Genomic DNA, 11857 nt, shown 5'->3' with positions numbered 1-11857 from the left:
CCCTCTGGGGGTGTCGGACACGCCCAGAGGGCCGGGCGACGGGTCAGTGCGGTCCGCGCGGGTCGTGCGGCTTGGGGTGGTCGCCGTCGTCGTCGGGCCGGCCGGGTGGCGGAGCGGGCTCGGTGGCCGTGTCCGCCGGGGTGGCGGCGTCGACCGGCCCGGGGGCCGTCGCGCCGGCGGCGTGCGCACCGGCGGGTTGGTCGGCCCGGTCGGTCGGGGGTTCGACCAGCCACTCCGGGTTGCTGTGCCGGCGCCACCACTGCCAGGCCACGATCCCGCCGCCGATCGCCAGCACGCCGGCCACGGCGAGGCCGGTGGCCAGGCCGTTGCACCGCTTCCTCCGGGCGTTGCGGGCGGCGAGGTGGCTGATCTCGGCCGAGGTGACGTTGCCGTGCAGCGCGGTCAGCGCGGCGGCGCCCCGGGTCTGGGCCTCCTGGGCGACCGGGGTGACGGCGGCGCGGGCCTCCTCGACGGCCTGGACGACCCTGGGACCGACCGTGGAGCGGGCCTGGTCGGCTGCGCGGGCGGCGGAGAGCCGGGCCGCCAGGGCGGCCTCCTGGGCGCGGTGGAAGGCCTTCAGGACGTGCTGCTGGGTTTCGGGGGGCAGGCTGGCGAAGGCGTGACCGAACTGCGGGGCGATGTGCCGGTCGTACTGGACGCGGAGGCTCTGGGCGGCCTGGGCGGCTTTCGGCCCGAGGGTGTCCAGGGCCGGGCCCAGGTGCTGCTTGGCGGCGTCCGCGAGGTGCGCGGCGGTGTCCCGGGTCTTGGTGGCCGTCTCACGAGCCGAGTCCGAAAAGGTCACGAGTCTCTCCTCCTGGGTGGCGTCCTTTATGCACATATCCACCTGAATGCTGATCATGCATGCTGATTTGTCCACCGGCATGTCGGAGTGGGCCGTACGCGGACTGTGGGAGCGGCCGGGGAGAAGGCCCGATGTCGGATCCGCCGCAGTAGGCTGGCGATTCCGGCGGTCCCGTACGGGAGGGGAAGAACCTGATGCTGACCGGCTGCTACCGGCACCCGCAGACGGCCACCGGCGTCTCCTGCACCCGCTGTGAGCGGGCGATCTGCCCGCAGTGCATGGTGGCCGCCTCGGTGGGCTTCCAGTGCCCGGAGTGCGTCGGCGGCGGGCACGCCGGGACGCGGCGGGCGACCACCCGGTTCGGCGGGGCGATCGCCCAGGACGGCGGGCTGGTCACCAGGGTGCTGATCGGCATCAACGTGGTGGTCTTCGTGCTGGCCGCCTACGTGCTCACGCCGCGGCTGGGCCAGGTCTGGGAGCTGTACAGCGTCGGGCGGGCCGTCCTGGGCGGTCCGGACGGCGTCGCCGACGGCCCCGCCCAGTGGTACCGGCTGCTGACCTCGGTGTTCCTGCACCTGCAGTGGTGGCACATCGGGATGAACATGCTGGTCCTGTACTGGCTTGGCCCCACGCTGGAGGCGGCGCTCGGCCGGCTGCGGTTCCTGGCCCTCTACCTGCTCTCCGGCCTGGGGGGCAGCGCCCTGGCCTTCCTGATCGACGGCAACTCGCTGCGGTCGGTGGGGGCCTCGGGCGCGATCTTCGGGCTGATCGGCGCCACGGTGGTGATGCAGCTGCGGAACCGGGGCCCGCTCGCTCCGGTGATGGCGTTCCTGGTCTTCAACCTGGTCGTCACCTTCTCGCGGACGGACATCGACTGGCGGGCGCACATCGGCGGCCTGGTGGTGGGCGCGCTGACGGCGGCCGGCCTGATGTACGCCCCGCGCGAGCGCCGCGGCCTGGTCCAGGGGTTGGCGTTGGCGGGGTCGCTGGCCGTGGTGGCGGCGATGCTGATGATCGGGATGGCCCGCTACGGCGCGTGACGCCGCGGGTGTTTGTCCACAGCGGGTGCGGGGTTGTGCACAGGCTGTGTGCCGCCCGGGGTGTGGACTGCTGTTCTACGCGTGTCCTGCTGTGCGGTTTTCCCATTCTCGGGAAGTTGTGCACAGCCGTGGAAAGCCTGCGGTCGAAAAGTTATCCACAGGCTGGGGAGACTTTTCCCCAGTGTGGATAACCATGTGGATAAGCGTGACCATCTGATGATGGGGATAACCGACCGGTTTCCCGCCCGTGTCCGGGCATGCCTGACCGCCGCCCGGCACCAGTGGCCCGAAGCGGCGGAGGTGGCTCGATCGGAGCCTCAGGAGGAGCGGGAAGCTACTTCCACTGGGTGGAGACGCCGAACCCCGCGGCGATGAACCCGAAACCGACCAGGATGTTCCAGTTCCGCCAGCCCTCGACCGGGTAGCTGCCGCTGGTCACGTAATAGGTGACGATCCAGACCAGGCCGATCAGGAACAGCGCCAGCATCAACGGTGCGACCCAACTACGGCCCGAACTGATCTTCACCGTGGCCGTGGTCGGCGGGGTGTAGTCGGACTTCTTGCGGAGTCGAGACTTCGGCACGAGGAGCTCTCCTGTCGATGCGCTGTGAGACCGCGCAGAGGTGCAGCGGGGGTCGGTCTGCCGGCGACGGGCGGTGCGGAACGCACGGGACCGTTCCCGCACGCGCCACCGGCGTCCGTTAGCGTAGTGGCTCGGTGGGTCTTAAGGAGATAAGGGTACGGTGCCTAATTTGTCGATTCCCCCTCGGCCGACCACTACCCGCCGCTCCGGCACCCGAATTGTCGGGCGTGCCCTGACCTGTGCGGTCTTCGCGCTCGCCGGACTGCTCTTCTACATCAGCGCGCAGACCGCCCGCGGCACCGACCTGCGGACCGACAACTCGCTGCTGAGCCTCGGCGACGTGATACGCCAGCGCAGCTCGCAGAACCAGCAGGCCCAGGCCCAGCTGGCCGACCTCCAGGCCCGCGCGCAGGAGCTCACCGGGCAGCAGGGCGGCAACCCCGCCGACGCCGCCCGGCTGGACGACCTGCGGCTCGGCGCGGCCCTGGAGCCGCTGCAGGGCGGCGGCCTGACCGTCACCCTCAACGACGCCCCGCCGAACGCCACCGCCCGCATCCCGGGCGTCCCCGAGCCGGGCGTCAACGACCTGGTCATCCACCAGCAGGACATCCAGGCCGTGGTCAACGCGCTGTGGCGGGGCGGAGCCGAAGGGGTGCAGGTGATGGACCAGCGGCTGATCTCCACCAGCGCCGTCCGCTGCGTCGGCAACACCCTGCTGTTGCAGGGCCGGGTCTACTCGCCGCCGTACGTGGTCCGGGCGGTCGGCCGCACCGATGCGCTGAAGGCCGCCGTGGACGGCGACCCGACGATCCGCAACTACCTCCAGTACGTCCAGGCGTACGGGCTCGGCTGGAAGGTCCAGGAGAGCGGTGACCTGACCCTCCCCGGATACTCCGGGACCACCGAGCTGCGGTCGGCGGGCGGGCAGCAGTAGCGGACCGGCCTCGCGGTCGTTGATCCCGGGTCTACTCTTGACCCCAGTCCGCTACGTCGAGGGAGCACCATGTACGGCTGGATCTGGCGTCACCTCCCGGGAAACACCCTGGTCCGCGCCGTCGTCTCGCTGCTCCTCATCGCGGGGATCGTCTATCTCCTCTTCACCTACGTCTTCCCGTGGGCGGAACCGTTGCTCCCCTTCGGTGACGTCACAGTGGACGGCGGCGAAGGTGCCGCGGCCGGCTGAACCGGCGGCCCTGCTCCTCCACCCTGCCGACCCCGCCCCGCATCCCACGGAGACCACGCGAGAATGACCACCCAGCCGACCGCGCCCCGCATCCTGGTCGTGGACAACTACGACAGCTTCGTCTTCAACCTGGTCCAGTACCTGTACCAGCTCGGTGCCACCTGCGAGGTGGTGCGCAACGACGAGGTGACCGTCGAACACGCCGTCCGCCGGTCCGGCGGCGAGGACGACCAGGGCTTCGACGGGGTGCTGCTCTCCCCCGGGCCCGGGGCGCCGGAGGAGGCCGGGGTCTGCATCGGGATGGTGCACCACTGCGCGGGGATCGGGCTGCCGGTGTTCGGCGTCTGCCTGGGCCTGCAGTCGATCGCGGTCGCGTACGGCGCGGTGGTCGACCGGGCACCGGAACTGCTGCACGGCAAGACCTCGCCGGTCGAGCACGAGGACGGCGGGGTGTTCGAGGGACTGCCCTCGCCGCTGACCGCCACCCGGTACCACTCGCTGGCGGTCGAGCCGGCCACCGTGCCGGACGAGCTGGTGGTCACCGCGCGCACCGACAGCGGCGTGATCATGGGTCTGCGGCACCGCGAACTGCCCGTCGAGGGCGTGCAGTTCCACCCCGAGTCGGTGCTCACCGAGGGCGGCCACCGGATGCTCGCCAACTGGCTGGCGGAGTGCGGCTACCCGCAGGCCGTGGACCGGTCGGCCGGGCTCGCCCCGGTGATCGGCCGGGGCTGAGCGGCGTGACCGCGCTGCGTCCGGAGGGGCGATACCAGCCGGCGGCGGGCCCGGGGGACGGACAGCCGTACGGCGGCGCGCAGCACGGCGACGGCGCGTACGGCGGCGGTCCGTACGGCGACGGGCAGCACCACGGCGACGCGGCGGCGTACCCGCAGCCGTACCCGGCGCAGCCCGGCCAGGGCGCCGCCGAGGACGCCTGGGGCGTGTACGAGCAGGCCGAGCAGCCCGCCGCGTCCGGACCCGAGTACCCGTGGCTGCCCGACCAGACGCTCCAGCTGCGCCTGCCCCTCGACATCGGCGGGCCGACCGCGGAACCGGCCCCGCCCACCGGCGGCCGGGCCGAGCGCCGCAGGGCCGCCCAGGGCCGGACCTCCGTGCGCGCCGGCGTCGGTCGGCGCCGGGCGAGCGGCCGGGGCGCCGGGGCGAAGGCGCGGCCCAAGGAGTCCGCGGTCGTGGTGGCCGCGCGGCTCGTCGGGGAGCTGTGCATCACGCTCGGCGTGGTGATGCTGCTCTTCGTCTCGTACCAGCTCTGGTGGACCAACGTGCAGGCCGACGCGGCCGCCGACGGCGCCCGCAACCGGCTGGAGCAGCAGTTCGACGCGGCCCTGGCGCCGCCGAAGCCCGGGCAGCCGGCTCCGGACCCGGCCAAGCCGGAGTCGTTCGAGCCCGGCAAGGGCTTCGCCATCATCTACCTGCCCAAGCTGGGGCTGAAGTTCCCGATCGCCGAGGGCACCTCCAAGCCGGCGGTGCTCGACAAGGGCCTGGTCGGCCACTACACCGGCACCGGGATGCCGGCCGACAAGGCGGGCAACTTCGCGCTGGCCGCGCACCGCAACACCCACGGCGAGCCGTTCCGGTACATCAACCAGCTCGGCAAGGGCGACAAGATCGTGGTGGAGACCGCCACCTCGTACTACACCTACGAGGTCACCAGCAGCATCCCGGAGACCTCCCCCAACAACGTGAGCGTGATCAAGCCCGTCCCCAACGGCGCCGGTTACGCGGGCGCCGGCCGGTACATCACGCTGACCACCTGCACCCCGGAGTTCACCTCCAAGTTCCGCCTCATCGTCTTTGGCAAGATGACCGAGGAACGGCCGCGCAGCCAAGGCAAGCCGGCCGCGATCACGGGCGGGTGACCGCCCGGGCACCCGGCACGAAGGGGGAGCACCGGAGATGACGGACGAGACCGCGCAGTCGGCCGAGCCGCGGGAGGAGGCCTTCCCGCCGCCCGAGACCGGCCCCGCGCCCGCCCGGCGCGGCCGCAGCCGGGCGCTGGCCGCACTCGGCGTCTTCGGCGAGCTGCTGATCACCCTGGGACTGGTGCTCGGCCTGTTCGTGGCCTACTCGCTGTGGTGGACCAACGTCGAGGCGGACCGCTCGGCGGCCGCGGCCTCCGACCGGCTGCGCGACACCTGGGCCGCGAGCCCGACCGGCACCCCCTCGGCGCCCCCCGGCGGGACGCCCGCCCCCGCCGCGCCGTTCGCGGCCGGGGACGCGGTCGGCTTCCTGCACGTCCCGGCGATGGGCCGGGACTACCAGGTGCTGATCCGGATGGGCACCGACAGCGACACCCTGGCCGAGGGCGTGGCGGGGGTGTACGAGCAGCCCTACCGCGCCGCGATGCCCTGGGACCAGGCCGGAAACTTCGCGCTGGCCGCCCACCGGGACGGCCACGGAGCCAAGTTCCACGACCTGGACGCGGTGCACCGGGGCGCCGCGGTCGTCGTCGAGACCAAGGACAAGTGGTACGTCTACCGGGTCGACAGCACCCTGCCGGAGACGTCCAAGTACGACACCGGCATCGTCGCGCCCGTCCCGGTCGGCTCCGGCTACACCGGACCCGGCCGGTACATCACGCTGACCACCTGCACGCCGGTGTACACCTCGCGCTACCGGATGGCGGTCTGGGGGAGCCTGGTGCGGGTGGACGACGTGGACGCCAAGCGCACCCCGCCGCCGGAGCTGCGCCAGCCCTGAGCCCGTCGGCCGCTGCTGCGGCCCGGCCCTTACGGCCCGGCACTGAGAACGCCCTGCACCGAGAACGCCCGAGGGCCCGTCGCAACCGCTGCGACGGGCCCTCGGGCGTACGGCCGGACAACTCCCACCAAGCCTCAGATCCAGGGGAACCAGGGCTTAGTTGTTGCTCCCCCCTTTGGTGTTGGAGGGTGAGGGGGAGAGGGGGTCACCCCCTTTGGGCGGATCGGCCGGCTTCGTGATGAGCATCACCTGGGTGTTCGGGTCCAGCTGGGTGCCGGCGGGCGGGTTGGTGCTCACGACGATGGCGTTCGGGTCCGACGGACCGGACACCACCGTGTAGAGCAGCCCGACCTTGCCCAGCTGCGAGATGGCGTCCGACAGCTTGACGTTCTGCAGCGGCGGGACCTGGGGCTTGTCCTGCATCTTGAAGATCGTCAGCGTGATCTTCGTGTTGGCCGGGACCTTGGTGTTGGCCTGGACCGACTGCGCGGCGACGGTGTTCGCCTTGCTCTGGTCGGTGGTCTGCACCGTCTTCGAGGTGTCGACCTGGAAGCCCAGGCCCTCCAGCTGGGCCTGCGCCACCTCCTTCTGCGCGCCGGCCACGTTCGGCACGGTCACCTTCGACTTGCCCTGCGAGACGGTCAGCTTGACCGGGGCGGTCGGGTCGCCGGCGGTGCCCGCCACCGGGTCCTGGGCGGTGACGTTCTCCTGCGGAGCGGTGTCGTCGTCCTTGTACTCGGTGGTGACGTTGGTGAAGCCGGCGTCGCCGAGCGCCTTGGTCGCCTGGTCCTTGGTCTTGCCGACCACGTTCGGCAGGGGGGCCTTGGCCGGACCGGAGGACAGCTGCACGGTGATGGTGCTGTTCTCCGCGACCTGGCCGCCGACGGCCGGGTTCTGGGTGCAGACCTGGTCCTTCTTGATGTTGGCGTCCGGGCAGGCGAGCTTGTCGCCCTCGGCCACCACCAGCTTGGGACCGGCCGCGGCCGCGGCCGTCTTGGCGTCCGCCAGGCTCTTGCCGACCAGGTTCGGCACGGAGACCTTCGGGGTCTCCGTGGTGCCGCCGCCGTTGCCGTTGAACATGGCCTGGGCCACGAAGAAGGTGCCGACCAGGACCAGCACGGCGGCGACCGCCAGCACGATCCAGGAGGTGTTGCTCTTCTTCGGCGGCTGCTCGCCGCGCCGGCCGCCGTCCCGGCCGTAGCCGTCGTCGTGGCCGCCGCCCGCCGGGCCGTCGGCGTAGGCCTGGCCGTAGCCGTCGTCCTGGTAGCCGCCCTGCGGGCCGTAGCCGGGCTGGCCGCCGGCCTGCGGCAGGACGGTGGTCGGGCCGCCGCCGGGCTGCTGCGGCAGCACGTTGGTCTGGCCGTACGGGTCGTGCTGCTGCGGGTAGCCGTTCTGGTCGTAGCCGTACCCGGCGCCCATGCCGTACGCCGCGGCCTGCTGGGCGGCGGCCACCGGCAGGCCGTCGAGGAAGCGCTCGATGTCGTCGCGCATCTCGTCGGCGCTCTGGTAGCGGTAGTCGCGCTCCTTGGCGAGCGCCTTCAGCACGATCGCGTCGATCTCGGGGCGGACCTCGGGGTCGAAGACGGACGGCGGCTGCGCCTCCTCCCGGACGTGCTGGTAGGCCACCGCGACCGGGGAGTCGCCGACGAACGGCGGGCGCACGGTTAGCAGTTCGTACAGCAGGCAGCCGGTGGAGTAGAGGTCGGAGCGGGCGTCGACCTGCTCGCCCTTGGCCTGCTCGGGGGAGAGGTACTGGGCGGTGCCGATGACGGCCGAGGTCTGGGTCATGGTCATCCCGGCGTCGCCCATCGCACGGGCGATACCGAAGTCCATGACCTTGACGTTGCCCTGCCGGGTCAGCATCACGTTGGCCGGCTTGATGTCACGGTGCACGATGCCGGCGCGGTGCGAGTACTCCAGCGCCTGCAGGATGCCGATGGTCATCTCCAGCGCGCGCTCGGGCAGCAGCCGTCGGCCGGAGTGCAGCAGCTCGCGCAGGGTGGACCCCTCGACGTACTCCATCACGATGTACGGGATGGAGATGTTGTCGATGTAGTCCTCGCCGGTGTCGTACACGGCGACGATCGCGGGGTGGTTCAGGGACGCCGCGGACTGCGCCTCGCGGCGGAAGCGGGCCTGGAACGACGGATCCCGGGCCATGTCGGCCCGGAGCGTCTTCACTGCGACGGAACGGCCGAGCCGGGTGTCATGGGCGAGGTACACCTCGGCCATGCCGCCGCGTCCGAGGACGCCGCCGAGCTCGTACCTGCCGCCTAGGCGACGAGGCTCTTCCATAGTTCCGACCCTCTCCCTCACCTGCCGGCGAGGTTGTGACGTAGGTGTCCCCGCACGCTCAGGGTGACGCCGAGCGGGTCTCGACCGGTTCTCCGGCCGGGCCGTGCGCCGTCTCGCGGGCGGCAACGGGCACACCCGCTGCTGGCGGATACGCTACCGGTCGCACCGCATCGGACCGGAGTCGGCCGTCGGCCGATATCAGACCGGTATCCGGACGGGGGTGTCGATCGTGACTTTCCACTCACGGTCGGGCCTCCTCCTCACTTGCCGAGGACGGCCTGCATCACCGCCTTGGCGATCGGGGCGGCCAGCCGGCCGCCGCTGATGCCGTCGCGGTTGTTGGAGCCGTCCTCGACCACGACCGCGACCGCCACGGACTGGCCGTCGGTGGTCTTGGCCCACGAGGTGAACCAGGCGAACGGCAGCCCGGCGTTGTCCTCGCCGTGCTGCGCGGTACCGGTCTTGCCGCCGACCTGGAGGCCGGGGATCTTGGCGCTCTTGCCGGTGCCGTTCTCCACCACCGAGACCATCAGGTCCTGCATCTTCTGCGCGGTGGCCGGGCTCATCGGCTGGGAGAACTGCTTCTCGGTGTGCTTGGAGATGGTGGTCAGCGAGGCCGAGCGCTCCTGGTCGACCAGGTACGGCTGCATCAGGCTGCCGTTGTTGGCGATCGCGGCGGACACCATGGCCATCTGCAGCGGGGTGGCGCGGGTGTCGTGCTGGCCGATCGAGTCCTGCGCGGTGCCGTCCAGGCTCGCGCTGCTCGGGAAGATGCTCTTCTCGGAACGGACCGGGGTGTCGATGGTGCTGTTGAAGCCGAACTTCTCGGCCTGCGCCCGCATCTTGTCCTTGCCGAGGTCCGCGCCCATCTTGGCGTAGACCGTGTTGCAGGACTGGTCCATCCCCGACTTGACCGTGGCGTTCCCGCACTTCTCGAGCGGCGACTCGTTGTTGAGCACCGTCTGGGTGCCCGGCAGGGTGTACGGGTCCGGCGTCGCGGTCTGGTCGTCGATGTTCTGGTACAGGCCGTTCTCGAACGCGGCGGTCGCGGTGACCAGCTTGAACGTGGAGCCGGGCGGATAGGTCTCCTTCAGCGCCCGGTTGAGCATCGGCTTGTTGGGGTCGGCGTTGAGGTCCGTCCAGGCCTTGGAGTCGCCGCTCTCGCTGCCGGCGATGGTGCCCGGGTCGTAGGACGGGGTGGAGACCAGCGCCAGGATCGCGCCGGTCTTCGGGTCGATCGCGACGGCGGCGCCCTTCTTGTCCCCGAGGCCGTCCCAGGCGGCCTTCTGGGCCTTGGCGTTGATCGTGGTGACGACGTCGCCGCCGCGCTGCTGCTCGCCGGTCAGCATGTCCAGGGTGTTGCGGAAGAACAGCCGGTCGTCGGTGCCGGAGAGGATGCCGTCCTCCAGGTTCTCCAGCTGGCTGGAGCCGAAGACCTGGGAGGAGTAGCCGGTGACCGGGGCGTACATCGGGCCGTCGACCCAGGAGCGCTTGTACTTGTAGCGCAGGCCGTTGACGAAGTCGGACTTCGTGACCGGCTGGCCGCCGACGATGATGTTGCCGCGCGGGTGGGCGTACCGGTCGTACTGCTGGCGCTTGTTGTTCTTGTTGGTGGCCCAGGCGTCGGCCTGGACGCCCTGCACCCAGTTGGTGCGCACCATCAGGGCCAGGATCAGGACGAGGCAGAAGATCGAGACCCGGCGGATCGGCTTGTTCATCGGACGGGTCCTCCCTGGCCCTCGGTGGCCGGAGTCGCTTCGACCCCGGGTCGGCGGGCGCTGTCGCTGATCTTCAGCAGGATCGCGACCAGCGCCCAGTTGGCGACCACGGACGACCCGCCCTGGGCGAGGAACGGCATGGTCATACCGGTGAGCGGGATCAGCCCGGTGACGCCGCCGGCCACGACGAAGACCTGCAGCGCCATCGCCGACGAGAGCCCGACGGCGAACAGCTTGCCGAACGGGTCGCGGGCGGCGAGGGCGGTGCGCAGTCCGCGCTGCACCAGCAGGGCGTACAGCAGGAAGATCGCCATCAGGCCGGTCAGCCCGAGCTCCTCGCCGAACGAGCCCAGGATGAAGTCGCTCTTCGCGGCGAAGTTGATCAGCCAGGAGCGGCCCTGGCCGAGGCCCGAGCCCGTTACCCCGCCGGAGCCGAGCGCCATCAGGGACTGGCCGATCTGCTCGGTGGCGCCCTTCGGCGGGTGTGCTCCGAAGGCGGCCATCGGGTCGAGCCAGGCGTCGATGCGGACCTTGACGTGGCTGGTGGTCATCGCGACCGCGACCGCGCCGCCGATCGACATCAGCAGGCCGAACAGGATCCAGCTGGTCCGCTCGGTGGCCACGTAGAGCATCACCACGAACAGGCCGAAGAACAGGAAGGACGTGCCGAGGTCGTTCTCGAAGACCAGGATCAGCAGGCTGAGCAGCCAGATCACGACGATCGGGCCGAGGTCGCGCCCGCGCGGCAGGTACAGGCCCATGAAGCGGCGGCTGGCCAGGGCGAGGGCGTCGCGTTTGACCATCAGGTAGCCGGCGAAGAACACCGTCAGGATGATCTTGGCGAACTCGCCGGGTTGGATGGAGAAGCCGCCCATCCGGATCCAGATCTTGGCGCCGAAGTCCTCCGCCCGGGCCGGGAAGAAGGCCGGCGCGGCGAGCAGGACCAGCGCCGCCACCATCGAGATGTAGGTGTAGCGCTGGAGCACCCGGTGGTCCTTCAGGAACACCATCACGCCGATGAACAGCCCGATCCCGAGGGCCGACCACATCAGCTGGTTGCGGGCCGCCGGGAAGTTGGCGCTGAGCAGCTTGCCGGCCTTGTCGAGCCGCCAGATCATCACCACGCCGAGACCGTTCAGCAGGGTGGCGATCGGCAGCATCAACGGGTCCGCGTACGGCGCGAAGCGGCGCACCAGCAGGTGCGCGACCAGCGCCAGCGCGCCCATGCCGAGCCCGTAGCCGACCATTCCGCTCGGCAGCGCGGAGTCCATCGCGAGGCCCACGTTGGCGTACGCGAGGATCGGCAGCACGACGGCGAAGGCCAGCAGGGCCAGCTCGGTGTTGCGCCGGTTCGGCGCGCCCTGGAGGGAGATGGTGGTGTTGGCCCGGCGCCGGGAGGCGGCGCGGTCGGTGGCCGTCCGGCGCCTGCCGGCCCGGCCGGTGTCGTCGCTCAGGTCGTAGGTGCTCACGTGGTGACCGCTCCCTGACGGCCGGCTGCCCCGCTCGGGGCGGGCCTAT

The 11857-nt window shown here is 71.2% G+C and carries 11 protein-coding genes; 6 read left to right on the top strand and 5 right to left on the bottom strand.

What is annotated here, in order from left to right; all coding sequences use genetic code 11:
* Positions 1–43: 43 nt before the first annotated feature.
* Positions 44–802 (bottom strand): DUF5324 family protein, encoded by a 759-nt coding sequence (locus tag ACFVHI_RS26315; protein WP_380343325.1) that lies wholly within the window; start codon positions 800–802, stop codon positions 44–46.
* A gap of 194 nt (positions 803–996) precedes the next feature.
* Between ACFVHI_RS26315 and ACFVHI_RS26310 the strand changes: the two genes are divergently transcribed.
* Complete coding sequence (locus tag ACFVHI_RS26310; protein WP_063348452.1) at positions 997–1842, top strand: rhomboid family intramembrane serine protease; 846 nt, start codon at positions 997–999, stop codon at positions 1840–1842.
* Between the two features lie 334 nt (positions 1843–2176).
* Here the strand turns inward: ACFVHI_RS26310 and crgA are convergent, their stop codons facing one another.
* Entirely contained in the window at positions 2177–2425 is a 249-nt protein-coding gene (gene crgA / locus ACFVHI_RS26305) for a cell division protein CrgA (RefSeq protein ID WP_063348451.1), read from the bottom strand.
* Positions 2426–2600: 175 nt separating this feature from the next.
* On the opposite strand from crgA, the gene ACFVHI_RS26300 reads away from it, so the two are divergent.
* The 5 genes from ACFVHI_RS26300 to ACFVHI_RS26280 all read left to right on the top strand — a co-directional run bounded on the left by ACFVHI_RS26300 (position 2601) and on the right by ACFVHI_RS26280 (position 6326).
* Positions 2601–3359 (top strand): DUF881 domain-containing protein, encoded by a 759-nt coding sequence (locus ACFVHI_RS26300; RefSeq protein WP_063351254.1) that lies wholly within the window; start codon positions 2601–2603, stop codon positions 3357–3359.
* Positions 3360–3428: 69 nt separating this feature from the next.
* Entirely contained in the window at positions 3429–3608 is a 180-nt protein-coding gene (locus ACFVHI_RS26295; protein WP_063348450.1) for a hypothetical protein, read from the top strand.
* A 63-nt stretch (positions 3609–3671) separates the two neighbouring features.
* Positions 3672–4343 carry an aminodeoxychorismate/anthranilate synthase component II gene (locus ACFVHI_RS26290; protein WP_063348449.1) on the top strand — a complete coding sequence of 224 codons (672 nt, stop codon included), beginning with the start codon at positions 3672–3674 and terminating at the stop codon, positions 4341–4343.
* A 5-nt stretch (positions 4344–4348) separates the two neighbouring features.
* On the top strand, positions 4349–5485 hold the full coding sequence (locus ACFVHI_RS26285) for a class E sortase (protein WP_380343321.1): 1137 nt from the start codon (positions 4349–4351) through the stop codon (positions 5483–5485).
* A 37-nt stretch (positions 5486–5522) separates the two neighbouring features.
* Entirely contained in the window at positions 5523–6326 is an 804-nt protein-coding gene (locus ACFVHI_RS26280; RefSeq protein WP_063348448.1) for a class E sortase, read from the top strand.
* Between the two features lie 156 nt (positions 6327–6482).
* On the opposite strand, the gene pknB is transcribed toward ACFVHI_RS26280, so the two are convergent.
* The 3 genes from pknB to ACFVHI_RS26265 all read right to left on the bottom strand — a co-directional run bounded on the left by pknB (position 6483) and on the right by ACFVHI_RS26265 (position 11712).
* On the bottom strand, positions 6483–8621 hold the full coding sequence (gene pknB, locus ACFVHI_RS26275) for a Stk1 family PASTA domain-containing Ser/Thr kinase (protein ID WP_380343318.1): 2139 nt from the start codon (positions 8619–8621) through the stop codon (positions 6483–6485).
* 260 nt (positions 8622–8881) lie between these two features.
* Positions 8882–10339 carry a penicillin-binding protein 2 gene (locus ACFVHI_RS26270; protein WP_063348446.1) on the bottom strand — a complete coding sequence of 486 codons (1458 nt, stop codon included), beginning with the start codon at positions 10337–10339 and terminating at the stop codon, positions 8882–8884.
* Positions 10336–11712 (bottom strand): FtsW/RodA/SpoVE family cell cycle protein, encoded by a 1377-nt coding sequence (locus tag ACFVHI_RS26265; RefSeq protein WP_063351252.1) that lies wholly within the window; start codon positions 11710–11712, stop codon positions 10336–10338. Before ACFVHI_RS26265 ends, ACFVHI_RS26270 begins: the two co-directional genes overlap by 4 nt.
* Positions 11713–11857 lie beyond the last annotated feature (145 nt).

Source organism: Kitasatospora sp. NPDC127121 (assembly GCF_042677305.1).
Classification (GTDB): domain Bacteria; phylum Actinomycetota; class Actinomycetes; order Streptomycetales; family Streptomycetaceae; genus Kitasatospora.
The sequence above is the reverse complement of the archived record's forward strand: the minus strand, read 5'-3'. Positions and strand labels throughout refer to the sequence as shown.

What these genes read in the sequence shown, in the direction of transcription:
- ACFVHI_RS26310 (WP_063348452.1), top strand. Translation starts at nt 997, where the DNA reads ATGCTGACCGGCTGCTACCGGCACCCGCAGACGGCCACCGGCGTCTCC.
- ACFVHI_RS26295 (WP_063348450.1), top strand. Translation starts at nt 3,429, where the DNA reads ATGTACGGCTGGATCTGGCGTCACCTCCCGGGAAACACCCTGGTCCGC.
- ACFVHI_RS26290 (WP_063348449.1), top strand. Translation starts at nt 3,672, where the DNA reads ATGACCACCCAGCCGACCGCGCCCCGCATCCTGGTCGTGGACAACTAC.
- ACFVHI_RS26280 (WP_063348448.1), top strand. Translation starts at nt 5,523, where the DNA reads ATGACGGACGAGACCGCGCAGTCGGCCGAGCCGCGGGAGGAGGCCTTC.
- pknB (WP_380343318.1), bottom strand. Translation starts at nt 8,621, where the DNA reads ATGGAAGAGCCTCGTCGCCTAGGCGGCAGGTACGAGCTCGGCGGCGTC.
- ACFVHI_RS26270 (WP_063348446.1), bottom strand. Translation starts at nt 10,339, where the DNA reads ATGAACAAGCCGATCCGCCGGGTCTCGATCTTCTGCCTCGTCCTGATC.